At 67.1% G+C, this 23,167-nt stretch carries 23 protein-coding genes; 11 read left to right on the top strand and 12 right to left on the bottom strand.

The window, feature by feature from the left end; translation table 11 throughout:
- Positions 1-71: 71 nt before the first annotated feature.
- Together ACWGL1_RS03495 and ACWGL1_RS03490 are read right to left on the bottom strand one after the other, a co-directional pair.
- The gene (locus ACWGL1_RS03495) at positions 72-1,238 is read right to left on the bottom strand and encodes an alpha/beta hydrolase (protein WP_452111184.1); all 1,167 of its coding nucleotides are present in this window, start codon (positions 1,236-1,238) and stop codon (positions 72-74) included.
- Positions 1,235-1,825, bottom strand: a complete 591-nt coding sequence (locus tag ACWGL1_RS03490) for a VOC family protein (protein WP_291781608.1) — start codon at positions 1,823-1,825, stop codon at positions 1,235-1,237. The genes ACWGL1_RS03495 and ACWGL1_RS03490 overlap by 4 nt, the downstream gene beginning before the upstream one ends.
- A 126-nt stretch (positions 1,826-1,951) precedes the next feature.
- Here ACWGL1_RS03490 and ACWGL1_RS03485 point away from each other — a divergent pair, with 126 nt between their 5' ends.
- The 7 genes from ACWGL1_RS03485 to ACWGL1_RS03455 all read left to right on the top strand — a co-directional run bounded on the left by ACWGL1_RS03485 (position 1,952) and on the right by ACWGL1_RS03455 (position 9,386).
- Entirely contained in the window at positions 1,952-3,247 is a 1,296-nt protein-coding gene (locus ACWGL1_RS03485) for an acyl-CoA dehydrogenase family protein (protein WP_452111183.1), read from the top strand.
- A complete protein-coding gene (locus ACWGL1_RS03480; protein WP_452111182.1) occupies positions 3,244-3,726 on the top strand; it encodes a MaoC family dehydratase in 483 nt (160 codons plus the stop codon). Before ACWGL1_RS03485 ends, ACWGL1_RS03480 begins: the two co-directional genes overlap by 4 nt.
- A gap of 89 nt (positions 3,727-3,815) precedes the next feature.
- Positions 3,816-4,310: a flavin reductase family protein gene (locus ACWGL1_RS03475; RefSeq protein WP_291781599.1), complete on the top strand. Its 495-nt coding sequence runs from the start codon at positions 3,816-3,818 to the stop codon at positions 4,308-4,310.
- A 52-nt stretch (positions 4,311-4,362) separates the two neighbouring features.
- Complete coding sequence (locus tag ACWGL1_RS03470; RefSeq protein ID WP_452111181.1) at positions 4,363-6,069, top strand: sulfatase-like hydrolase/transferase; 1,707 nt, start codon at positions 4,363-4,365, stop codon at positions 6,067-6,069.
- Between the two features lie 134 nt (positions 6,070-6,203).
- Positions 6,204-7,523, top strand: coding sequence for an alginate export family protein (locus tag ACWGL1_RS03465; protein ID WP_452111180.1), 1,320 nt, complete (start codon positions 6,204-6,206; stop codon positions 7,521-7,523).
- On the top strand, positions 7,499-7,627 hold the full coding sequence (locus ACWGL1_RS03460) for a hypothetical protein (RefSeq protein WP_452111179.1): 129 nt from the start codon (positions 7,499-7,501) through the stop codon (positions 7,625-7,627). Before ACWGL1_RS03465 ends, ACWGL1_RS03460 begins: the two co-directional genes overlap by 25 nt.
- Before the next feature lie 16 nt (positions 7,628-7,643).
- Positions 7,644-9,386, top strand: a complete 1,743-nt coding sequence (locus ACWGL1_RS03455; protein ID WP_452111178.1) for an amidohydrolase — start codon at positions 7,644-7,646, stop codon at positions 9,384-9,386.
- 101 nt (positions 9,387-9,487) lie between these two features.
- Here the strand turns inward: ACWGL1_RS03455 and ACWGL1_RS03450 are convergent, their stop codons facing one another.
- From ACWGL1_RS03450 to guaB, 6 genes are all read right to left on the bottom strand, one after another.
- A complete protein-coding gene (locus ACWGL1_RS03450; protein ID WP_452111177.1) occupies positions 9,488-10,201 on the bottom strand; it encodes a phosphoribosylaminoimidazolesuccinocarboxamide synthase in 714 nt (237 codons plus the stop codon).
- A 66-nt stretch (positions 10,202-10,267) separates the two neighbouring features.
- Positions 10,268-11,830: a glutamine-hydrolyzing GMP synthase gene (gene guaA / locus ACWGL1_RS03445; protein ID WP_452111176.1), complete on the bottom strand. Its 1,563-nt coding sequence runs from the start codon at positions 11,828-11,830 to the stop codon at positions 10,268-10,270.
- Positions 11,827-12,522 (bottom strand): 5'-methylthioadenosine/S-adenosylhomocysteine nucleosidase, encoded by a 696-nt coding sequence (locus ACWGL1_RS03440; protein ID WP_452111175.1) that lies wholly within the window; start codon positions 12,520-12,522, stop codon positions 11,827-11,829. The genes guaA and ACWGL1_RS03440 overlap by 4 nt, the downstream gene beginning before the upstream one ends.
- A complete protein-coding gene (locus ACWGL1_RS03435; protein ID WP_452111174.1) occupies positions 12,519-13,814 on the bottom strand; it encodes an RsmB/NOP family class I SAM-dependent RNA methyltransferase in 1,296 nt (431 codons plus the stop codon). Before ACWGL1_RS03435 ends, ACWGL1_RS03440 begins: the two co-directional genes overlap by 4 nt.
- 1 nt (position 13,815) lies before the next feature.
- The gene (locus tag ACWGL1_RS03430) at positions 13,816-14,214 is read right to left on the bottom strand and encodes an MAPEG family protein (RefSeq protein WP_452111173.1); all 399 of its coding nucleotides are present in this window, start codon (positions 14,212-14,214) and stop codon (positions 13,816-13,818) included.
- Between the two features lie 65 nt (positions 14,215-14,279).
- Entirely contained in the window at positions 14,280-15,740 is a 1,461-nt protein-coding gene (gene guaB, locus ACWGL1_RS03425) for an IMP dehydrogenase (protein ID WP_312163258.1), read from the bottom strand.
- Positions 15,741-15,868: 128 nt separating this feature from the next.
- Between guaB and ACWGL1_RS03420 the strand changes: the two genes are divergently transcribed.
- Complete coding sequence (locus ACWGL1_RS03420) at positions 15,869-16,426, top strand: DUF2061 domain-containing protein (RefSeq protein WP_452111172.1); 558 nt, start codon at positions 15,869-15,871, stop codon at positions 16,424-16,426.
- On the opposite strand, the gene ACWGL1_RS03415 is transcribed toward ACWGL1_RS03420, so the two are convergent.
- Entirely contained in the window at positions 16,423-17,145 is a 723-nt protein-coding gene (locus tag ACWGL1_RS03415; RefSeq protein ID WP_291781570.1) for an RlmE family RNA methyltransferase, read from the bottom strand. The two genes, ACWGL1_RS03420 and ACWGL1_RS03415, sit on opposite strands and share 4 nt — an antisense overlap.
- Positions 17,146-17,225: 80 nt before the next feature.
- On the opposite strand from ACWGL1_RS03415, the gene ACWGL1_RS03410 reads away from it, so the two are divergent.
- Entirely contained in the window at positions 17,226-17,690 is a 465-nt protein-coding gene (locus ACWGL1_RS03410) for a peptidylprolyl isomerase (RefSeq protein WP_291781567.1), read from the top strand.
- A gap of 24 nt (positions 17,691-17,714) precedes the next feature.
- Here ACWGL1_RS03410 and ACWGL1_RS03405 read toward each other — a convergent pair whose 3' ends face one another.
- The 3 genes from ACWGL1_RS03405 to ACWGL1_RS03395 form a co-directional block, all read right to left on the bottom strand.
- Entirely contained in the window at positions 17,715-18,230 is a 516-nt protein-coding gene (locus ACWGL1_RS03405; protein ID WP_452111171.1) for a hypothetical protein, read from the bottom strand.
- The gene (locus tag ACWGL1_RS03400) at positions 18,227-18,850 is read right to left on the bottom strand and encodes a methyltransferase family protein (RefSeq protein WP_291781560.1); all 624 of its coding nucleotides are present in this window, start codon (positions 18,848-18,850) and stop codon (positions 18,227-18,229) included. The genes ACWGL1_RS03405 and ACWGL1_RS03400 overlap by 4 nt, the downstream gene beginning before the upstream one ends.
- A gap of 92 nt (positions 18,851-18,942) precedes the next feature.
- Positions 18,943-19,908: a M20/M25/M40 family metallo-hydrolase gene (locus ACWGL1_RS03395; protein WP_452111170.1), complete on the bottom strand. Its 966-nt coding sequence runs from the start codon at positions 19,906-19,908 to the stop codon at positions 18,943-18,945.
- A gap of 146 nt (positions 19,909-20,054) precedes the next feature.
- Here ACWGL1_RS03395 and ligA point away from each other — a divergent pair, with 146 nt between their 5' ends.
- Together ligA and ACWGL1_RS03385 are read left to right on the top strand one after the other, a co-directional pair.
- Complete coding sequence (gene ligA / locus ACWGL1_RS03390; RefSeq protein WP_452111169.1) at positions 20,055-22,379, top strand: NAD-dependent DNA ligase LigA; 2,325 nt, start codon at positions 20,055-20,057, stop codon at positions 22,377-22,379.
- A complete protein-coding gene (locus ACWGL1_RS03385; RefSeq protein ID WP_452111168.1) occupies positions 22,358-22,993 on the top strand; it encodes a 3'-5' exonuclease in 636 nt (211 codons plus the stop codon). Before ligA ends, ACWGL1_RS03385 begins: the two co-directional genes overlap by 22 nt.
- The last annotated feature ends 174 nt before the right edge of the window (positions 22,994-23,167 follow it).

The following is a 23,167-nucleotide window of genomic DNA, read 5'->3' as shown; positions in this document are numbered from 1 at the left end:
GCTTGAGCCAGACAGGAAAACGGCCGCTCCCGAAAGGAGCGGCCGTCGCCATGTCCGATTGTCGCCAGACGTCAGAACGTCGCCTTCATCCATTCCACGAAGACCGCCGCCCCCTCGGCCGCCTTGTCCGGCTGACCGGAGTAGTAGTGGTTGGCGTCCTTGATGACCGCATGGGTCTGCGGCGCCTTGACGGCCGCTTCCATGAGGCGAGCGGCGTGGCTGGGGGTGCAGGCGTCGTCAGCGCTGTTCTCGATGACCAGCATGGGCACGCTGATGCGCGCGGCGCACTTCAGCCCGTCGGCGTTGGAGTCGTCATAGGACCATTGCGACAGCCACGACCGCAGGGTCGAGAACCGCGCCAGGCCGACCGGGCCGTCGTTCACCACCACCGGATCGCCCAACATGCAGTAGTTGGGACGGCGGTCGCTGGGCTCCAGCGTTTCGTCGATGAAGCGCGGGTCGGCCATGGTGCCCTGCACCACGAAGCCGCGCTCGTGGTTGTGCAGGCCTTGCGCCTTCAGATCGGCCAGTTGGGCCTTCACCCAGGCGGTGATGCGGCGGTTGCGGGCGACCTGGGCGTCGCGATAGCGGGCGATGAACTCCGGCGAATAGGGCGCCTGGTTCGGGTTGGCCGGGTCGTAGATGTTCAGTTCGGGATCGCGGTCGAACGGGCGGCTCTCGTCGCTGATCGAGGGGTCGATCCACTCGGTCAGGGTCAGGTTGCGCGACAGGTGCGCGGCCAGAAGGGCGATGCCGTCCGCCGGGATCAGATTCGCCTGGGTCAGGTCGATCGCATCGCCGGCCGGCGTCTGCGTCACCGTCGGGTTCTCGGCCTCGGCCTGATAGAACAGCGACAGGGCGCCGCCGCCGGACCAGCCGCCCAGGATCACCTTGTCATAGCCCAGCCGTTCCTTGGCGTCGCGGACGCAGGCGCCCAGATCGAGCGCGCACTTCTCCATGATCAGGGCGTTGTCGATGCCCCGATAGCGGCTGTTGCAATAGATGACGTGGACGCCCTGCTTGGCCAGGGCCGCCGGAAGCGGCAGCCAGGCGCCGCCGCCGATCGGGTGCATCATGATCACCACCGTGTCGGACGGCGTATCCGGCTTCAGCAGATGCGCCTCCAGCGCCACCGCGCCCTCGGCCCCGCCATAGGTGTCCTTGAACGTCGCCTGTTCCTTAAAGACGATCAGATAGGGGATGCGCTGGTATTTCTTCTTCACAGGCGCGTAGCTCATCCCTTGAGCTCCGACTGCGGCTTGCCGCGGCGGTCCAGGGCCTCAGCGCCGAACTTGGCCTCCTTTTCGGCGCGGGTCTGGGCGGTCCAGTCCTTCAGCACCTGCGGTAGGGCGGCGCCCTCCTCGCCCAGGATGCGGTCGTGGTCGGCCGTGCGGGTGGTGATCTCCACCTGGATGCCGTTGGGGTCGTACATGTAGACCGAGCGCACGAAATGATGCTCGACCGGGCCCAGGCAGCTGACGCCGTGGTCGCGGATGCGCTGCTGCATCTCCAGCATGTGCGCCTCGTCGCGCGCCTGGATGGCGATATGCATGTCGAAGCTGTCCTTGCGCTTGAACCAGGACGGATCGGCGGTCGAGGGCGCGTCGAAGAAGGCGACGAAATTGCCGTCCCCCATCTCGAAGAAGATGTGCATATAGGGGGTCGGCTCATGCGTCCCCGGCACCTCGTCCAGCACGATCCCGGCCGAAGCCTTCAGTCCCAGAACGTCCTCATAGAACCAGCGTGTCTGTTCGGCGTCGCGGCAGCGGAACGCCGCGTGATGCAACGAGCGCAGTCCGCTCTCGGTGGTGGCTGGCATGGCCATGGGTCTCATCCTTCCTGACGTTCCTAGGTTGGTTCGAACTCCATACCCGCGGCGAATGTTTGTCAAATTGCTTTACGTTATTCCTGCTCCGACATAGGTTCCCTGCAGACATGAGGAGGAGCGCGCATGGACTTCGAACTGCCCGCCGAGATCACCGACTACCTGGCGGAACTGGACGCCTTCATCGCCGCCGAGATCGCACCCCTGCAGGCGCAGGACGACAATGAGCGCTTCTTCGACCACCGCCGCGAATGGGCGCGCACCGACTTCGACAACGGCGGCCTGCCGCGCCACGAATGGGAGGCCCTGCTGGGCGAGGCCAAGCGTCGCGCCGACGCCGCCGGCCACCTGCGTTTCGCCCTGCCCGCCGAGTTCGGCGGCAAGGACGGCTCCAACCTGGCCATGGCCGTGATCCGCGAGCATTTCGCCGCCAAGGGCCTGGGCCTGCACAACGACCTGCAGAACGAGCATTCGATCGTCGCCAACTATCCTCAGGTGCTGATGTTCCGCGACTTCGGCAGCCAGGCACAGAAGGACGAGTTCATCGCCGGGATGCTCGACAACACCCGCTCGGTCTGCTTCGGCCTGACCGAACCCGAGCATGGCTCCGACGCCACCCACATGGACACCGTCGCCGAACCCCAGACCCGCGACGGCAAGCCCGGCTGGCGCATCCACGGCGAGAAGATGTGGACCACGGGGATGCACGTGGCGACCCACGTCATGGTCTTCGCCCGCACCTCGGGCGAAGCGGGCGACGCCAAGGGCATCAGCTGCTTCCTGGTCCCGGCCGAAGCGCCGGGGGTCAAGGTCGAGGAGTATCTCTGGACCTTCAACATGCCGACCGACCACCCGCGCGTCAGCTTCACCGACGTCTGGGTTCCCGACGACGCCCTGTTCGGCCCCCTGGGCGGCGGGCTGGAGCTGGCCCAGCATTTCGTCCACGAGAACCGCATCCGCCAGGCCGCCTCGTCCCTGGGCGCCGCCGATTTCTGCATCCGCGAGGCGGTGAAGTATGCGCGCGAGCGCAAGCCCTTCGGCAAGCCGCTGGCGGTCAATCAGGCGATCCAGTTCCCGCTGGTCGAACTGGCCACCCAGGTCGAGATGCTGCGCCTGCTGATCCGCAAGACGGCGTGGGAGATGGACCGCATGTCCAAGCCCGAGGTGGCCTCCAGGCTCTCGGACCGGGTCTCCATGTGCAACTACTGGGCGAACCGCCTGGTCTGCGAAGCCGCCGACACGGCCATGCAGGTGCACGGCGGCATGGGCTATTCGCGCCACAAGCCGTTCGAGCACATCTATCGCCACCACCGCCGCTATCGCATCACCGAGGGCGCCGAAGAGATCCAGATGCGCAAGATCGCCGCCTGGATGTTCGGCTTCGCCGGGCCGAACAAAGTCGCGCGCGAGGCGCGGACTTGAGCGCGCCCGTCTCGGTCGCCTTCGCCGACCTGCCCGGTCTGGCGGGACGCGACCTCGGCGTGTCCGACTGGCTGAGCCTGGACCAGGCCCGCATCGACCGCTTCGCCGACGCCACCGACGACCATCAGTGGATCCACGTCGACGTCGAGCGGGCCTCGCGCGAAATGGGCGGTCCCATCGCCCATGGCTTCCTGACGCTGTCATTGCTGCCGCGTCTTCAGGACGACCTGCTGCGTATCGAAGACGCCGACAAGGTGCTGAACGTCGGCGTCAACAAGGTGCGCTTCGTCAATCCCGCCCCGAGCGGCGTCCGCCTGCGCCTGCGCCAGACGGTGGCGGCGGTCGAACCCCGCGCAGGCGGCTGGCAGATCGTCAGCGACTGCGTGATCGAGGGCGAAGGCCTGGAGAAGCCCCTGTGCGTGGCTCAGAGCGTGATGCTGGCCCTTCCGGCGGCGAGACCGGAAGCGGTTGCGGCATAGATAGTAAAGTAACTTGACATATTATTCTCCCGTCGCACTATCGACCTCGTCATGTTCGGCAACGGAACAGACGTAGGGAGGACATCGCCATGGACGACGACATGCTGGCTCCGGCGCTGAAGAGCGCCTTGCGTAATCTGGTCCGCTCGGTCGTGGTGGTCACGGCCCAGCACGAAGGCCGCCCCTACGCCATGGCGGCCACGGCCGTCAGCGAGGTCAGCATGGACCCGCCGTCCATGCTGGTCTGCATCAACCGCAACGCCGCCATCTTCCAGGCCATCGACGCCGGGTCCGACCTGGTGCTCAACGTGCTCGGCTCGGACCATGAGGCGGTCTCGCGCGCCTGCGGCGGCGGGGTGCGCGGCGGCGAACGCTTCGCCATCGGCGCCTGGGACGACGGCGAGGACGGCCGCCCGCCGGCCCTGCGCGACGCCTGCGCCGTCATTCACCTGAAGCAGGCCCATGTGGTCGACCACGGCAGCCACCGCATCGTCATCGGCGACGTTCTGCGGGTGGACCTGCCCTCGCCTACGCCTCCCCTCGCCTATTTCGCTGGCCGCTATGTACAGGTGGCGGCCGCCTGATCATTTTCGTCCCAAGGCCGCGCAGACGGCCGGGAATTCAGTGGAGTGAGACATGCCCCGGATCGACCGTCGTTCCCTTCTGACCGGCATGGCCGGCGCCGCCGCAGCCGCCGGGGTCGCCCCGGCCGTGCGCGCCCGGCCGCGCGCGCCGCGCGACCCGAACCGGCCGCTGAACATCCTCTTCATCATGACGGATCAGGAGTTCGGCCTGCGCTCCTATCCTGAAGGGTTGCTGGACCACCTTCCGGGGCACAAGGCGTTGCTGGAGCGCAGCCTGCACCTGCCCAACTACCATGTGCACACCACGCCCTGCACGCCGTCGCGCGCCGTCATCTACACCGGACAGCACACCCAGAAGACCAAGGTCTATTCCAACGCCGAACAGGGCGCCGTCCTGACGCCCGAGATCGACACCCTGGGCGGCATGATGCGGGCCGCCGGCTACTATTCGACCTACAAGGGCAAGTGGCACCTGTCGAAGCTGCCGACGGCCGCGCCGGGCTTCCAGCGCGAGTTCCCCGACACGACCGACGCCATGGAGCCGTTCGGCTTCTCCGACTACAACTTCTATGGCGAGGAGATCGGCCTGACCTGGGCCGGCTATCGCACCGACCGGGCCGTCACCGGCGACGCCGCCATGCTGATCCAGGACCTGGCCAAGGACCCGAAGAAGCGTCAGGACAAGCCCTGGTTCATGGCCGTGAACCTAGTCAATCCGCACGACATCATGTTCTACGACGCCACCGGCGAACAGGCCGAGACGCGCGCCGTGTGGAACCTGGCCGGGGTCATGCGCGCCGAGCCGGGCGACGAACTGTATCAGACCGACCTGGGCTTCCCCCTGCCGCGCAGCTTCCGCCTGGACGACCTGTCGACCAAGCCCGAGGCGCACAGGGGCATCGCGGCCCTGGACGTCAAGACCTACGGCGCCATGCCGCGCGAGGACGAGGCCGCCTGGCTGCGCTTCGTCAACTACTACTGCAACTGCCTGCGCGATGTGGATCAGAACATCCTGACCCTGCTGTGGGCGCTCGAGAAGTCGGGCCAGATGGACGACACTATCATCGTCTACACCTCGGACCACGGCGAGCGGGCCGCCGCCCACGGCATGCGTCAGAAGGGCGGCACCATCTACAAGGAAGAGACCAACGTCCCCATGTTCATCGCCCACCCGGACGGTGCGCGCGGCGTGACCAGCCAGGCGGTGATGAGCTCGGTCGACATCGCCCCGACCCTGCTGGGCTTCGCCGGCAAGGACGAGGCCTGGGCCAGGGCCGCCTTCCCCCAACTGGTCGGCCACGACCTGTCGGGCCTGACGCGGACGCCCGACGCCCGCACTCGACGCGACGAGGAAGGGCATCTGTTCAACTACGGCGTCCTGCTGTCGTGGGAGCGGACGAACAAGAACTATCTGGACCGCCCCGTCTTCGATCTGTCGAAGCGGCGCGTGCACCGCGGCGTGTTCGACGGCCGCTACAAGTTCGCCCGCTATTTCGCGCCCAGCCAGCACCATACGCCGACGACCTGGGAGCAACTTCTGGCCTATAACGACCTGGAGCTCTACGACACCCAGGCCGACCCGGATGAGATCATCAACCTGGCCGCCGAACCCGAGCGTCACAAGGCGCTGATCCTGCGCCTCAACGCCATGACCAACGCCCTCGTCGCCCGCGAAGTCGGCGAGGATCGCGGCGGCGAGTACCCCGGACCGACCGAGCAGTACAACACCCTGCATCTCGCTTCGGATCGACCCGTCTAGGTTAGAACGCCTGCTGCGAAGAACTTGGCAGGCATTTCGGAATGACAGCATCGGATACCCGCTAAAGCTACGGTTGAACGGGGCCTGCTTTCGTGTCGAGGGGATTTGACCTAGAGTAGAGAGGAGGAGTTCCCATGCCTCCACTCGCTCTCCAGGTCAGTCTTGTCGTCTGCGCCTTATGGAGCGCGGCTCCTGCAGTAGCGGCTCAAGGTCCGCCGCCTGAAACATTATATGAGCGTGACGGTTTTTCGGTCGTCGGTCATCTGCAAGGCGGCGTAAACCTTGTCGTCGAACACCATCTGTTCTGGGATTTTGGGGAAACGGTGGCGGGCGTCACCGACTTCGATCCCAACGCCGAATGGTTTGAGGCCTATCTGAAGCCCGGTGTGACGTTCGAGCGCCGCGCCGGAGACCATGCAACCTTCTACGGCGGCCTGTCCGGCGTCGGCTCGATGACCATCGGAACCGACGCCTTCGACGCCGGCGACACCGGTCGGGTGACTCTCGAGGAAGGCTATCTGGGCTGGCGCTACGCAGAAGGCGAGACGACTTTTGACCTGTCCGTCGGCCCGCGCGTGTTCAAGGCCGGAACCGGCATGCTGATTGAAGCCGGCGGCTCCAGCGGATTCTCGCGCGGAGCGCTGAAGCTGGGGCCGCGCAAGGCCTGGGGCTTCGCCGCTCTGGGCGCGATCAGCCACGGCGCGTTCAAGGGGACGGCTTTCTATCTGGACCCCAATGAGTCGCCGGACAACGACAGCGGCAATCGACTGGCGGGCGTGGATCTCCGCTACGACTCGAACCCCAACGCCCTGATCGGCCTGACAGCGGGCAAGGTGATCGAGTCGGGCTCCCCCTACCCCAAGGCGCCGCCCGGCGGGATCGGCGTCCCCTCCATCATTCCGGGCGCCCGCGACGGGCTGGAATTCATCAACCTCTACGGGAGGGCGCCGCTGGCCGGCCTGCCCAACGCCTTCATGGCGGCCGATCTGGCGTTCGAGCGCAATGACCGGATCAACATGCGCGCCTGGGCCGGACGCGCCCAGGTCGGCTATACCTTCGCCGAGCACCGCTGGAAGCCGACCTTCACGATCGGCTATCAGACCTTCTCCGGAGACGATCCCGACACCGACCGGCTGGAGCGCTTCGACCCGCTCTACTACGAGGGCAACCCCTCCGCCTGGTCGACGGGGACCAAGTCGTCGATGATCTTCATCAATTCCAATGTGAACGCGTGGCAAGTCGCGGCCAGCATCACGCCGACTCCCGTCGACACCTTCACGGTTCGCATCCACCGCATCGACGCCGACCAGTTGCACAGCCCGATACAGTTCGGCCAGGCGACCCGTGTGGAGGGCGACGACGTGGACAACCCCATCACCGTGTCACGCGCCATCATCTGTCGGATGACCTCTATTTCGAATATTTCCGCGTGGTGTCGCCGAACCTGTTCCTGACCACGGGTTTCTCGGTTTCCAATCCTCGGGCAGGCATGAAGTCCATTGTCGCCGACCCGCCCATCTGGACCGGCGCCTATATCAATCTGATCGCCAACTACTGAGCTGAACGAGGCGTCCATGACTCTGCTCATCCCCCCGACCAGCCGCCGCACCCTTCTGGCCGGAGCCGGCGCCCTGGCCGGCGCCTCCCTCATCGGAGGCCGCAGCATGGCCCAGACCGCGCGTGACGCATCGGCCGCCGTCTTCACCGGCGGCCCCATCCTGACCATCGACGACGCCATGCCGACCGCCGAAGCGGTGGCCGTGCGCAACGGCGTCATCGTCGCCGTCGGCTCGCTGGACGCCGCCCGCGCAGCAGCGGGTCGAGGCGCGCGCACAGTGAACCTGGACGGCCGCACCCTGCTGCCGGGCTTCTTTGATCCGCACGGCCACGTCGCCATGGTCGGGCTACAGGCGCGCTACGCCAACCTGCTGCCCGCGCCGGACGGTCAGGGCGACGACATCCCCGCCCTGCAGCGCATCACCCGCGACTGGATGAACGCGCACGAAGCCCTGGTCCGCGACACCCAACTGGTCATCGGCTTCGGCTACGACGACTCCCAGCTGAAGGAACATCGCCACCCCACCGGCGAGGAGCTGGACGCCATATCCGACGCCGTGCCGATCCTGTTCCTGCATCAGTCCGGACATCTGGGCGCAGCCAACGACGCAGCCCTCGCCGCAGCGGGCGTGACCGCCTCGACGCCCGATCCCGACGGCGGCGCCTTCCGCCGCAAGGACGGTTCACAGCAACCCAACGGGGTCATGGAGGAAACCGCCCTGTTCGCCGTCATGGGCGCCCTGTTCGCTCGCCTGGACCTTCAGGCCAACCTGGAGATGATCCGCGAGGGCGCGCGCTTCTATTCCAGCTTCGGCTATACGACCGCCCAGGATGGGCGCTCCTCGACCGACACCTGCCGCATGATCGCCATGCTGGCCGAGCGGGGCGAACTGCCCATCGACATCCTGTCCTTTCCCGACATCCTGACCTCCACCGACGTCATGGCCACGCCGCTGTATCGCAGGAACTATGTCGGCAAGTATCGCATCGGCGGGGTCAAGCTGACGCTGGACGGCTCTCCCCAGGGCAAGACCGCCTGGCTGTCACAACCCTACTATGTTCCGCCCGAAGGCAAGCCCGCCTCCTATCGCGGCTATCCCGCCGTGACCGAGCAACAGGCGCTGGACGCCGTCGAACTGGCCTTCAGAAACGACTGGCAGATCGAGGTCCACGCCAACGGCGACGCCGCCATCGACCTGCTGATCGGGGCGGTCCGCGAGGCGACGGTCAAGCACGGCGCCAAGGACCGCCGCCCGGTCCTGATCCACGGCCAGACCACGCGCATGGATCAACTGGACGACCTGAAGACGCTGGGCGTCGTGCCGTCGCTCTTCCCCATGCACACCTTCTACTGGGGCGACTATCACCGGGATTCAGTTCTGGGGCCGCGCCGGGCCGAGATCATCTCGCCCTGCCATTCCGTGCTGCGTCGCGGCATGCGCTTCACCACTCACCACGACGCGCCCGTGGCCAACCCCGATTCCATGCGCGTCCTGTCCGCCACCGTCACGCGCCGCACCCGCTCGGGCGACATCCTGGGCGCGGACGAATGCGTGCCGGTCGACATCGCCCTGAAGGCCATGACCTTGTGGGCCGCCTGGCAGCACTATGAGGACGACAGGAAGGGATCGTTGACCGTCGGCAAACTGGCCGACCTGGCCCTGCTGGACGCCAACCCCCTGACCATCGATCCCGACAGGCTGGCGGGGATCAAGGTCCAGGCTGCCTACAAGGAAGGAGAAGAGGTATGGCGTCGATAGCGGGACGCCAGGACCAGATCAGGGCCGGCATCGGAACTGAAGCCCGGTGAACCCGCCGCCACACCAGCCTCATCAGATCAAGCTGAAGCTGATGCTCTGCACTAATGGATCAGTTTTTCATACACTACGGCGTGATCCAGCACCTTGCCCGCCTCATCCATGACCCGCATGGCGTCGGCGGAGATTTCGTCGATGACCACGACCTCACCGTCGACCAGACCGATTTCGATCTTCATGTCGATCAGGGTGAGGCCCTTTTCACGTAGATCGGCTTCGACGATGCGGCACACATGGCGGGTCATCTGCTTGGCCTGCTCAAGGTGGGCCGGGCTCAAGAGGTCGAGGGCGATAATGGCGTCATCGTTGATGAGCGGGTCGCCGCGTTCATCGTCCTTGATCGTGATCTCGACGAGATAGTCGAGCGGTCGCCCCGTGTCCCGAATGTATTGCTGGTAACGGCGGATGAAGCTGCCCCAGGGCCGGGTTCGACAGACAAACTCAAAGCCGCCCGCCCCGCTGACATCCTTGCCCAGCGGCTCGGCCCGACGAACTTCCATGGCGCTCTTCTCGAGATCGACATGGACGAGGTGGGTGGCGACACCGGCGGCGTGAAGGCGCTTGAAGAAGTAATCCGTCATGGCGAGAGACTTCCGTCCCTTGCCCTCAACCTGACCGATAACGGTATTGGCGCCTGGGTCGATCACGCCATCCGAACCAGTGACATCATCCTTGAAGGCAAGAAGTATATTGCCGTTCGACAGGGCATACAGATCTTTTGTCTTGCCCGAATAGATCTTTTCACTGGTGGTCATCATTTTACTCGCCGGACATTTCCCAGAGGCAGAGACAGGGCGACGACTGGAGTTCGCCGCCCTTCCCACTCACTCCCACTCGATCGTGCCGGGCGGCTTCGACGTCACGTCATAGACGACGCGGTTGACGCCGCGGACTTCGTTGATGATGCGCGTGGCGGTCTTGGCCAGGACGTCCCAGGGGAACTGGTAGAAGTCGGCCGTCATGCCGTCGGTCGAGGTGACGGCGCGCAGGGCCAGCACCTTCTCATAGGTGCGGGCGTCGCCCTGGACGCCGACCGTCTTGACCGGCAGCAGCACGGCGAAGGCCTGCCAGATGTCGTCGTACAGGCCTGCCTTGCGGATCTCGTCCAGATAGATGGCGTCCGCGTCCTGAAGCGTGGCGACGGCGTCGGGCGTGATCTCGCCGGGGATGCGGATGGCCAGGCCCGGTCCGGGGAAGGGGTGGCGGCCGACGAAGGCGTCGGTCAGGCCCAGTTCGCGACCCAGGGCGCGGACTTCATCCTTGAACAGTTCACGCAGGGGCTCGACCAGCTTCAGCTTCATGAAGTCCGGCAGGCCGCCGACGTTGTGGTGGCTCTTGATGACGTGCGAGGGGCCGCCGGTCGGGGACACGCTCTCGATCACGTCGGGATAGAGGGTGCCCTGAGCCAGGAAGGCGGCGCCTTCGATCTTGTTCGCCTCGCGGTCGAACACCTCAATGAAGACGCGGCCGATGGTCTTGCGCTTGGTCTCCGGATCGGAAATCCCGGCCAGCTCGCCGAGAAATTCCTTAGACGCATCAACGCGCACCAGCGGGATGTTGTAGTGCTCGCGGAACAGGGTCGTGACCTGATCGGCCTCGCCCTTGCGCATCAGGCCGGTGTCGACGAAGACGCAGGTCAGCTGGTCGCCGATGGCTTCGTGGATCAGAACGGCGGCGACCGATGAATCGACCCCGCCCGACAGGCCGCAGATGACCTTGGCGTCGCCGACCTGTTCGCGGATCTTGGCGATCTGCTCGTCGCGATAGGCGGCCATAGTCCAGTCGCCGGTCAGGCCCGCCACGCCGTGGGTGAAGTTCTTCAGCAGCTGGGCGCCGCGCGGCGTGTGCACCACCTCGGGGTGGAACTGCACGCCGTAGATCTTGCGCGTCTCATCGGCGATGGCGGCGAAGGGCGCGCCTTCCGAGGTGGCGATGACGTGGAAGCCTTCCGGCAGGGCCGTCACGCGGTCGCCGTGGCTCATCCACACCGGCTCGCGATGGTCGATGGCGCCGATGCCCGCGAACAGAGGGCTGTCCCTGGTGATGACGATCTCGGCGCGGCCGAACTCGGCGTGGTGGCCGCTCTCGACCTTGCCGCCCAGCTCGGCGCAGATCAGTTGCTCGCCGTAGCAGATGCCTAGGATCGGCGCGCCATAGTCGAAGACGGCGCGGTCGACGCGCGGGCTGTCCGCCTCGGTCGTCGAGTTGGGGCCGCCCGACAGGATGATGGCCTGCGGCTGCATCGCCTTCAGGGCTTCACCCGCCTTGTTGAACGGGTGGATTTCGCAATAGACGCCGGCTTCCCGCAGGCGGCGCGCGATCAGCTGCGTCACCTGACTGCCGAAATCGACGATGAGCACCTTCTGGTGTTGGGTCGGCTGGGTCATGAGGTCGAATCCGGGGCGAGCGATTGGGCGAGGGTTTGGCCCTGAAGGGCCGGAATTTCAAGGGCGGAGAGGCCGTGATCCGTCAGCACCGCGATCAAGCCGTCGACGGCGCGAGCCAGGTTCTCGTCCACCAGATGCAGGGTCGAGGTCCAGTCGTGCAGGCCCGTCAGTTCGGCCTTGCCGTCCGACACGCCGCGCAGTGCGACCAGCGGCAAGCCGAAGGTCTGGGCCGCGCGCACCAGGGCCCAGGTCTCCATGTCCACCATCTCGGCGTCGATGGCGTCATAGGCGGCGCCCGACACGACGTTTCCGCCGGTCGACAGGCGCGCGCACGACACGCCGGGGATGGGGCACGGCAGCGGCAGAACGGCGGGCATGTCCAGCAGCGGCGTCACCCCCTTCTCGAACCCCAGGGCGCTGGCGTCCATGTCGCGATAGGCCACGGACGACGCCTGATAGACCGCCGCATGATCCAGCACGCGCGACCCGCACGAGCCCAGCGACAGGATCAGATCCGGCGCCTCTCCCCTCGCCTCCAGCCGCGCCAGAGCCGCCGTCAGCGCCACCGCTCCCTCGACCGGCCCGATGCCGGTCATCAACGGGTCGATGCGAGCGCGCAGGCATTCGCCATACTCGGCCGGCGCCGCCATCACCGGCAGGACCGTGACGGCGCCGTAGCGCTCCAGCCTCATGAGACGCGCTCATAAAGGGCGATGAAGAATCCGTCCGTGCCGGTCGCAGCGGGCGACAGGCGCAGGCGGTTTCCTTGCGCCAGCGCGGTCAGGCGTTCGCGCCCCGCCTCGGTCAGATCCGCGCTGTGCGCCGCATCGGCGACCGCGACAGGCTTGAAGTCCGGGTGCGCGGCCTCGAAGGCGGCGGCGGAGGCTTCGTTCTCGGCGCCCAGCACCGAGCAGGTGACATAGGCCAGACGCCCGCCCGGCCGCACCAGCTTGGTCGCCTGCCCCAGAATGCGCAGTTGCAGCGCGTGCAGGCGCGCGACTTCCTCGGCCGTCAGGCGCCAGATGTCCTCCGGCCGACGCCGCCAGGCGCCCGAGCCCGAGCACGGCGCATCGACCAGCACCACATCGGCCTGGCCGTTCAAATCCTCGACGCCGCCGCCGTTCGTGCCCAGCAGGCGAAGGTCAGCTTCCACGCCCGCGCGCGCCAGTCGCGGCTTCACATTATCCAGACGCTTGGCCGAGACGTCGCAGGCGATCAGCGCCCCCTGCCCCTGCATGGCCTGCACCAGACCCAGCGTCTTGCCGCCGCCGCCCGCGCAGTAGTCCACCACCGTCGCGCCGGGGAAGGCGCCCGACAGCCAGCCGACGACCTGACTGGCCTCGTCCTGAATCTCGAAATGACCGTTCTGGAAGCCGTCCATCGGCTGCACGTTCGGCGCAGGCTCGGCGTCCAGACGCAGGCCCCAGGCGGACAGCGCGGTGCGCTGGGGCGACAGGCCGGCGTCGCGCAGTTCGGCCTCGACCTCTTCCATCGTGGTCCGCAAGCCATTGACCCGCAGGTCGACCAGCGCGCGACCGCTCAGTGCCTCGACCTCTTCGCGCCAACGGTCACCGTGAACCGTCTTCAGGTCCGCCGTCACGAAGTCCGGCAGGGCGACCTCGGCCAGATCAGCCGCGTCCTCGTTCGCCGCGATGCGCCCGCGCTCGTGCTTGGACAGGGGGCGCGGGCCATAGCCTTCGCCATTATAGAGGCCTTCGATCTCCTCCAGCGTCGCGCGGTCCAGCAGCGACAGGGCGCCGATCACCAGGGCGCGCCCGTCCTGACGTCCTCCCATGAAGGCCGACAGACGGCCGCGCGCGCGCAGCACCTGATAGACGCGCTCGGCGATGGCGCGGCGGTCGCGCGAACCGGCGTAGCGGTTCTGCTGGCTCCAGGCCTTGAGCACGGCGTCGGCGGGCTGGCGGCCTTGGGCGATGCTGTCGAGGATGGCGGCGGCGGCGGCCAGGCGGGCGGCTGGGGTCAAATCAGACTCGGATGAAAAGGGCCAGAAGGCACAGCGCCAGTCCCGCGAGCGAGACCAGCCAAACCAGCGACCGGATATAGGGAACGCCCAAGGCGTAGAGCGGGATATAGGCGACGCGCGCCCAGAAGTAGAGGCCTGCGCCCCACGCCGTCAGCGCGCTGGTCCGATCGGCGACCTGGGCGATCAGCACGGCGCCGATGAACAGCGGCAACGTCTCGTACAGATTGGCCTGCGCCCGCTCCAGACGGCCGACGACAGGGCTGTGCGCCTCGGGCGTCGTGTCCCGCGCCCCGGCGTTCCACGACAGGCCGAACTCGCGCGTTCGGGCGAAGGCGGGCAGGAAGACCTGCACCAGAGCCAGCACCAGCGTCGCCGCCAGATAGGTCAGTTCAGTCGTCACGCCCGTCTCCTGTTCCATTCGCCCAAAACAAAACCGCTCCCGGCCGGGGCCGGGAGCGGATCAGGTCAGCCCTGACGATAGTTGGGCGCCTCGCGCGTGATCATCACGTCGTGGACGTGGCTTTCACGAAGGCCCGCATTGGTGATGCGGACGAAGCGCGCGCGCTGCTGGAAGTCGGTGATATTGGCGCCGCCGACATAGCCCATGGAGGCGCGCAGGCCCCCGACCAGCTGATGCACCACCGGGGCGATCGGCCCCTTATAGGCGGTCTGACCCTCGATGCCTTCGGGGACCAGCTTCTCGGACGAGACCTCCTTCTGGAAGTAGCGGTCGGCCGAGCCGCGCGCCATAGCGCCCACCGAGCCCATGCCGCGATACGACTTGTAGGACCGGCCTTGATACAGGAAGACCTCGCCGGGGCTTTCGTCCGTGCCCGCGAACATCGAGCCCATCATGGCGACGTTGGCGCCCGCCGCGATGGCCTTGGCCAGATCGCCCGAGAACTTGATGCCGCCGTCGGCGATGACCGAGGCGCCCGTGCCTTCCGCCGCGCGGGCGGCGTCGACGATGGCCGTCAGTTGCGGCACGCCCACGCCCGCGACGATGCGGGTGGTGCAGATGGAGCCCGGTCCGATGCCGACCTTCACCGCATCGGCGCCCGCATCGATCAGGGCGCGGGTGGCGTCATAGGTGGCGACGTTGCCGGCGATGATCTGGACGCGGTTGTTCTCGCGCTTGATGCGCTCGACCACCTGGGCGACCGAGGCCGAGTGGCCGTGGGCGGTGTCGATCACCACCACGTCCGCCCCCGCATCGGCCAGCGCCATCGCCCGCTCGAACCCGGCGTCGCCGACGGTCGAGGCGGCGCCGACGCGCAGGCGGCCCTGCTCGTCCTTGCAGGCGTTGGGGAAGGCCTGGGCCTTCTGGATGTCCTTCATGGTGATCAGGCCGACAGCGCGATAGGCGTCATCCACCACGATGACCCGTTCGATCTTGCGGGTGCGCAGCAGCTCGCGCGCCGCCTCGCGCCCGGCCGAACCTTCGCGAAGGGTGATCAGCTCGCCGGTCGTCATCAGATCGGCGGCCTTGAGGTTCAGGTCCGTCTCGAAGCGCATGTCGCGGTTGGTCAACATGCCGACCAGCTTGCCGCTCTTGGGATCGACCACGGGGAAGCCGGTGATCTTCTTGCGCTCGACGATCTGAAGGACTTCGCCCAGCGTCGTGTCGGGGGCGACCGTGACCGGGTTAACCACCATGCCGCTTTCATAGCGTTTGACGGCGCGGACCTCTTCGGCCTGCTCGTCGATGGTCATGTTCCGGTGCAGCACGCCCATGCCGCCCGCCTGCGCCATGGCGATGGCCAGGCGACTTTCCGTCACCGTATCCATGGCGGACGACAGCAGCGGGATGTTCAGTTTGATTTCGCGTGTCAGCTGGGTCGAGACATCAACATCAGCCGGCATGACCTCGGACGGACCGGGTTCGAGCAAAACGTCATCGAAGGTTAGGCCTTCGCGTATCTCCATTTGGAGCCTCCATTTTGCGGGCCGCGTATAGCCCCCGTTGGCGGGGAACCGCAACCCCAAGCCCGCGCTATCGTGCATATAAGAGAAATTGCCTTGAAACGGACGGCGAGAGGCCGCATTTCCCGATAATGGTTCGCATCTTGATCAACACGGCGAGACGGCTGGCGCTCAAGATCGCGAGCTACGGCGCCATGCACCTGATCGTGGCGATCCTGGTGGCCTTCGCCCTGACCCGCGACTGGCGGCTGGCCCTGGCGGTCGGGGTGGTCGAGCCGATCTTCCAGACCATCGCCTATTCCGTCCACGATCGCGTCTGGCACCGGGTCGAGCGCCGCAAGATGCTGTCCGGCGTCGAGGAGACGGCCGAGGCCTTCACCGCCCGTCTGGAGGTCATGGACGCGCATGAGCAGAACCGCGCCCACAACCACCATGGCCACAGCCACGCCCTGCCCCGCAACCTGAAGCAGATCGCGCTGAAGACCGTCACCTACGGCGTCATGCATTTCACCGTGGCGGTTCTGGTGGCCTTCGCCCTGACGCGCGACATCCGCATCGCCCTGGCCATCGGCACCATCGAGCCCTTGGTGCAGACGATCTTCTTCACCCTGCACGACCGCATCTGGACGCGGATCGAGGCCAGGAAAGCCGCCCGCCGCCGCGCGGCCGCCGAGGCGGCGTCCGCCTAACGCTTGTTCAGCGCCACCAGGAAGACCTCGGCGCTGCCCTTGCGGCTCGATTCGGGCTTCACGTACTTCACCGTCTCGAACTCCTCGCGCAGGCGTTTCAGCACGCCGCCGGCGTCGCCGCCCTGGAAGTTCTTCGACACGAAATTCCCCCCTGGCCTCAGCGTGCGGATGGCGAAGTCGGCCGCGATCTCGATCAGGGCGATGATCTTCAGGTGGTCGGTCTGGCGATGACCGATGGTGTTGTGCGCCATGTCCGACAGCACTAGGTCCGGCGGCCCGCCGATCGCGTCCAGCATCTGCTGATCCACGCCCGGATCGGTGAAGTCCGCCTGAATCAGCGTCGCGCCCGGAATCGGCTCGATCATCAGCAGGTCCACGCCCGCCACCGCCGCCGCGCCGCGATCCAGCGCCACCTGCACCCAACCGCCCGGCGCCGCGCCCAGGTCGATGACCCGCGAGCCGCGCTTGATCAGGCGGAACTTATCGTCGATCTCCATCAGCTTGAAGGCCGCGCGGCTGCGCCAGCCCTCGGCGCGCGCTCGGTCGGACCATTCGTCCGATAGCTGACGCTTGATCCAGGCCTGGCTGGACAGGGTCTTCTTGTCGGCCGTCTTGATCTTCTGGCCGACCTTGCGCCCGGCCGCCGTGCCGCCCGAGGGCAGACGCACCATGCGGCGGCGTTCCTGAGGCTTGTCGGCGGGCTTTTCGTCTTCACTCATGCTTCCCACATAGCCCTGACGGCGTTGAGCCGCTATGACCCGCGCACAATTCCGGCTCGCATAACCTCAAGGAGCGCACGATGGCCGACCAAACCCTGACCTTCACCCTGGACACCGGCGACGGCGCCGAACGCAACGTCGTGATCAAGCTGCGCGACGACCTGGCGCCCAACCACGTCAAGCAGATCACCGACCTGGCCAAGGAAGGCTTCTACGACGGCGTGGTCTTCCACCGCGTGATTCCGGGCTTCATGGCCCAGGGCGGAGACCCGACGGGCACCGGCACCTCGGGTTCGTCCAAGCCGAACCTGAAGCAGGAATTCTCGAAGGAACCGCACGTCCGCGGCGTCTGCTCCATGGCCCGCACCGCCAACCCGGACAGCGCCAACTCGCAGTTCTTCATCTGCTTCGACGACGCCCGTTTCCTGGACGGTCAGTACACCGTCTGGGGCGAAGTGATCGAAGGCATGGATCACGTCGACGCCCTGCCCAAGGGCGAGCCGCCCCGCGCTCCGGGCAAGATCGTCAAGGCGACCGTCGCCTAAAGACGAAGGTTCAGCGGCGGGGGATCAGTCCCCCGCCCACCACCGCATCGACACCCCGTCGAAGGTCCGGCCCCCGACCTTCAGCCTCCCTTTCAGGACCACGCCCTGATCTCCCAGATTGCGCCGCGCCTTCGCCAGCGCATCCTGGTCGAGCCTTCCCTCGAACGACACCGCCCCCAGCTCCCGCGACGTCGCCTGGAAGCGCACACGCGTCTCGGTGACGTCATAGGCCGTCGGAATCAGCCGCGTGCGCCGCGTCTTATCGCCCGCCTCGAACTCCATCATGATCGGCGCAAAGCCCGCCGTCCGCTGCCCGTCGCGCCAGGCCATGAAGTCGGGCACCTGGCCCATGAACAGGTGATGCAGCCGCCAATCGCCGACCTGTAGCGCCGTCGTGGGGATGTAGTAGCCGGACACGTCCTCGGGCAGGTCGTGCTTGAAGACGGCGGCCTGCGCGGCCCTGTCGGGCGCCGCGCCGCGTTCGCAGGCGGCGACGGTCAGGACCAGCGCCGTCGCCAGCAGAAGCGGCAAGGTCCTCAAGGCAGGCGCACCAGTGCCGACAGCCAGCCCAGATCCTGCAACCGCTCGACCGACTCGAACAGCGGCACGGCCAGCAGGAAGACCAGGCCGTCGCGCAGCGTCGTCAGGAAGAACTGCGGACGCACCTCCAGACTGTCGGCGTCGCGCCATTTGGAGAAGTCCGGCCCGAAACGCGGCGTCCGCGCGCAATAGTCCGCATAGGTCTGGCCGAAGGCGCCCGCCAGCCAGGCCTCCTCGCGCTTCACCGTGGCGTAGAAGACCGCCACCGTCAGCAGCAGGAAGACGGTCGCCAGCGTCACGCTGCCCGTCTGCGCCCCCACGCCGAACGCCCCCATGAAGCTGAAGACATACAGCGGGTTGCGGCTGATCGAATAGGGTCCGCGATCCACGATCTCGGCCTTCTTGCGCCCGCCGATATAGAGGGAGCACCAGGCCCGCCCGACGATGCAGACGACGATCAGGCCCAGGCCGAACGCCTCCAGTCCTTCGTGCAGCACCGTTTCGCCGCCGATCGATCGGCTGACGAAGGCCAGCCCGACCACGCCGATCAATCCGACCAGCAGCGCCGCCTTGCGCAGCTTCTGCACCCGCTGAAGATCAAACCGTTCCGTCGCCGACATCTCTGTATTTCCTCGACTGATGAGGGGTGCGACAGAACGCCGCTCTGACGGCGGTTTCAAGGCCTATCTTTGCAAGCGTTTTGCGACAGCCGTCACTGATCCAGCCACCGGTCCAGCGCCCGGAAGCCGCCGATCGCCAGCTCGGTCGAGTCCTGGAACACCGCCGGATTGACCTTCTCGAAGTCGTCGCTGGGGCGGTGATAGTCCGGGTGATAGTTCACCCCGAAGTAGAGGAACGGCAGGCCTGCGCGGTGGAAGGCGGCGTGGTCCGACGCCTCGACCCAGTTGTCGGCGCCCTTGTCCTCGGGCGTGTCCTTGCCGAAGGCGAAGGCGACGTTCCGGCGCGCCGGAACCTGATCCAGCACCGGGCGGAAATAGGGATGCTGATACGTCCCCGTCACCCACAGCTTGCCGTCGCTATCGGCCCGCGCCGTCATGTCGAAGTTCAGGTTCATCGCGATGGCGTGCAGCGGCACCGGCGGCGCCTCGACGAAATGCTTGGCGCCCAGCAGGCCGCGCTCCTCGCCGTCCAGCGCCACGATCAGCACGCTGTGCTCGGGCGGGTTGGCCTTCAGCCGTCTGGCCAGCTCCAGCATGGTCGCCACGCCCGAGGCGTTGTCGTCTGCGCCGTTGAAAATCTGGCCGTCGTTGACGCCGACGTGGTCATAGTGGGCCGTCACCACGATGTATTTGTCGGCCACCCGCGTGCCGGGGATGACGCCGATAATGTTGGTCCCGTTATAGGTCTTGGTCCCCTCGCGCGTGCGGCCCAGCGCCTCCCACGGCTGCAGACGCCCCATCGGCGAAGGCTGCACGCCCAGCGCCTCCAGCCGCCCGACGATGTAGTCGCGCGCCTTGGCTCCGCCCTCCGAGCCGGTGTCGCGCCCCTGCATGTCGTCCGCCGACAGGATGCGCAGGTCGTCCATCAACTGGGCGTAATCGCCCGAGGACGCCGCCTCGACAGGAGGCGCCTCGACCACAGGCGCGGTCGTCGTCTCACAGGCGGCCAGCGTCAGGGCGGCGGCGATCACGGACAGGCTGACGAGGACAGGACGCATGGAGGGCTCCGGCAGGAATCTTTGAGGCGCGACGCTAGCGGCCCCCGGCCGCCGCGTCAGATTACGTTTCTGTCATGGCGCGTCTGCCATCAAGGTCGGGGGATGATAAGGAACCGTTCCGCCTTTGCCGACTTCCTGCGATTCTCATGTCCGATCTCTTCACGCCTGTCGAAACCCTGACCGAAGCCCAGGCGCGCGAAGAGCTGGAGCGCCTGTCGGCCGAACTGACGCGTCACGACGCCCTCTACTACGCCGACGCCGCGCCCGAGATTTCCGACGCCGACTACGACGAGCTGAAACGCCGCGCCCTGGCCATCGAAGCCGCCTTTCCGGCGCTCTCCAGCCCCGTCTCCCCGTCCCAGCGCGTCGGCGCCCCTGTCTCGACCCAGTTCGCCGAGGTCCGCCACGGCGTGCCGATGCTGTCGCTGGACAACGCCTTCGACGACGGCGAGGTGCGCGACTTCGTCGCCCGCATCGCCCGCTTCCTGAAGCTGCCGGGCGATGAGCCGATCGCCTTCGTCGCCGAGCCCAAGATCGACGGCCTCTCGGCCAGCCTGCGCTACGAGAAGGGCGTCCTGGTTCAGGGCGCCACGCGCGGCGACGGCAAGACGGGCGAGGACGTGACCGCCAACCTGCGCACCCTGGACAGCATCCCCCAGACGCTGGCGGGCTCCGGCTGGCCCGACGTCATCGAGATCAGGGGCGAGGTCTACGCCCCCAACGCCGCCTTCGACGCCTTCAACGCGGCGGCCGAGGCCGAAGGCAGGCGCACCTACGCCAACCCGCGCAACTTCGCCGCCGGTTCGCTGCGCCAGAAAGACCCGAAGATCACGGCCCTGCGCCCCCTGACCTTCTTCGCCTACGCCTGGGGCGAAACCTCCGCCCCCTTCGCCGAGACGCAGGCAGGCGCGCTCGAAGCCTTCCGCAGCTGGGGCTTTCAGGTCAACGACCGCTCGGCCCGCGTCGAGGGCGCCGACGGCCTGATCGGCGTCTATCAGACGCTGGAGGCCGATCGCAGCCGCCTCGGCTACGACATCGACGGCGTGGTCTATAAGGTCGACCGCCTGGACTGGCAGCAGCGCCTCGGCTTCATCGCCAGAAGCCCCAGATGGGCCATCGCCCACAAATTCCCGGCGCAACAGGCGACGACCGTTCTGGAAGGCATCGACATTCAGGTCGGCCGCACCGGCTCCCTGACCCCCGTCGCGCGCCTTTGCCCCGTCACCGTCGGCGGTGTCGTGGTCCGCAACGCCACCCTGCACAACGAGGACGAGATCGCCCGCAAGGACGTCCGCATCGGCGACACCGTCGTCCTGCAACGCGCCGGCGACGTCATCCCCCAGATCGTCGGCGTGGTCGAAACCCTGCGCCCGGCGGAGGCCCAGCCCTACATCTTCCCCACCGTCTGCCCCGTCTGCGGCTCCGAAGCCGTGCGCGAGGGGGACGAGGTCAAGCGCCGCTGCACCGGCGGCCTGATCTGCGACGCCCAGATCGTCGAACGCCTCAAGCACTTCGTCAGCCGCCGCGCCTTCGACATTGAAGGGCTTGGCGAGAAGCAGTTGATCGCCTTCCACACGCGCGGCTGGATCAAGGAGCCCGCCGACATCTTTCGCCTGGCCCGTGACGAGGAGAAGCTGGCCCTGCTGCGCGCCGAGGACGGCTATGGCGAGACCAGCGTCCGCAACCTGATCGCCGGGATCGACGCGCGGCGCGTCATCTCCCTCGACCGCCTGATCTTCGGCCTCGGCGTGCGCGAGATCGGCGAGCAGACCTCGCTGGTCCTGTCGCGCGCCTTCGGCAGTTGGACCGCCTTCCGTGAAACCTGCATGGCCGCCGCAAACGGCCTCGCCAGCGACGACTGGAAGCTGCTGGCCGCGACCCACGCCATCTCCACCCGCGTTCTGGGCCTGATGGCCGAGGCGCAGCCGCCCGCCGACGATCCGTGGCCCGAGGCGCCCATGGATCAGAAGATCGCCCTCGCCTTCCCCGGCATGGCCGCCCCCGCCCGCCGCTCGCTGGCGGAGATCTCGGACGGCTGGACCGACCTGACCCGCTGGGCCGCCGTCGCGCGCAACGAAGGCCCCTCCGACATGCTGAACCAGATCGCGGGCGTCTCCGGCGTCGGCCCGGTCGCCGCCGAGGCTCTGGCCCACTTCTTCCACGAACCGCACAACCTTCAGGTCGTCGACGCCCTGCTGGCCGAGCTCGAGCGCGTCGAGGACGTCGCCGCCCCCACGACCGACAGCCCGGTGGCGGGCAAGACCGTCGTCTTCACCGGCTCGCTGGAACGCTTCACCCGCGACGAAGCCAAGGCCCGCGCCGAAAGTCTCGGCGCCAAGGTCTCGGGTTCCGTGTCGAAAAAGACCGACTACGTCGTCGCCGGTCCCGGCGCCGGGTCCAAGCTGAAGGACGCCGAAAAGCACGGCGTCGCCGTCCTGACCGAGGACGAATGGCTGGCGCTCATTTCCTGATGCACGCCGTCGCCATCGACTTCGAAACCGCCAATGAACAGCGGGCCAGCCCCTGCTCCATCGGCCTGGCCTGGATCAACGACGGCGTCATCGAATCCGTCGAGCACCACTACATCCGCCCGCCGGGGATGCGGTTCGCCAGCTTCAACATCGCCTTCCACGGCATCGGCCCCGAACAGGTCGAGGACGCCGAGGAATTCCCCGCCGTCCTGGCCGCCATCGCCCCGCGTCTCGAAGGCCGCACCGTGCTGGCCCACAACGCCGCCTTCGACGTCAGCGTCATCCGCAACACCTGCGACCACTACGGCCTGACCTATCCCGAGTTCGACTACCTCTGTACGGTCAAGCTGGCCCAGATCAGCTGGCCGGACTTCGCCTCGCACAAGCTGAACAACGTCTGCGCCGAACTGGGCGTCGCCTTCCGCCACCACGATGCGGCCGAGGACGCCTTCGCCTGCGCCTCCGTGGCCCTGGCGGCGGCTCAGATGCATCAGGCCGCCGACTGCCGCGCCCTGGCCGACGCCAGCCGCCTGACCATGGGCCGCGTCTGGCGCGACGGCTATTCGGCCTGCTCCAACGCCGCAACCCGTCCACGCCGCCCGCGCGGCGGCTGACCGGCCCTCGGCAAAAGCCGCCCGAATCCATCGCCTTAGGCGTTCGCAGCGCGCTCAACTTGACCTAAGGTCATGTAATCATTGAGTGAAGTTCACAATTTCGGCCTTGTTTCAGACCGAAACCCGGCCCACCCTTCGACCAAGGGATCGCCTCGACGATCCGTCAGAAGGAAA

This window comes from Brevundimonas sp. NPDC055812 (assembly GCF_053616535.1).
This window is presented reverse-complemented; position numbering and strand designations above follow the sequence as displayed.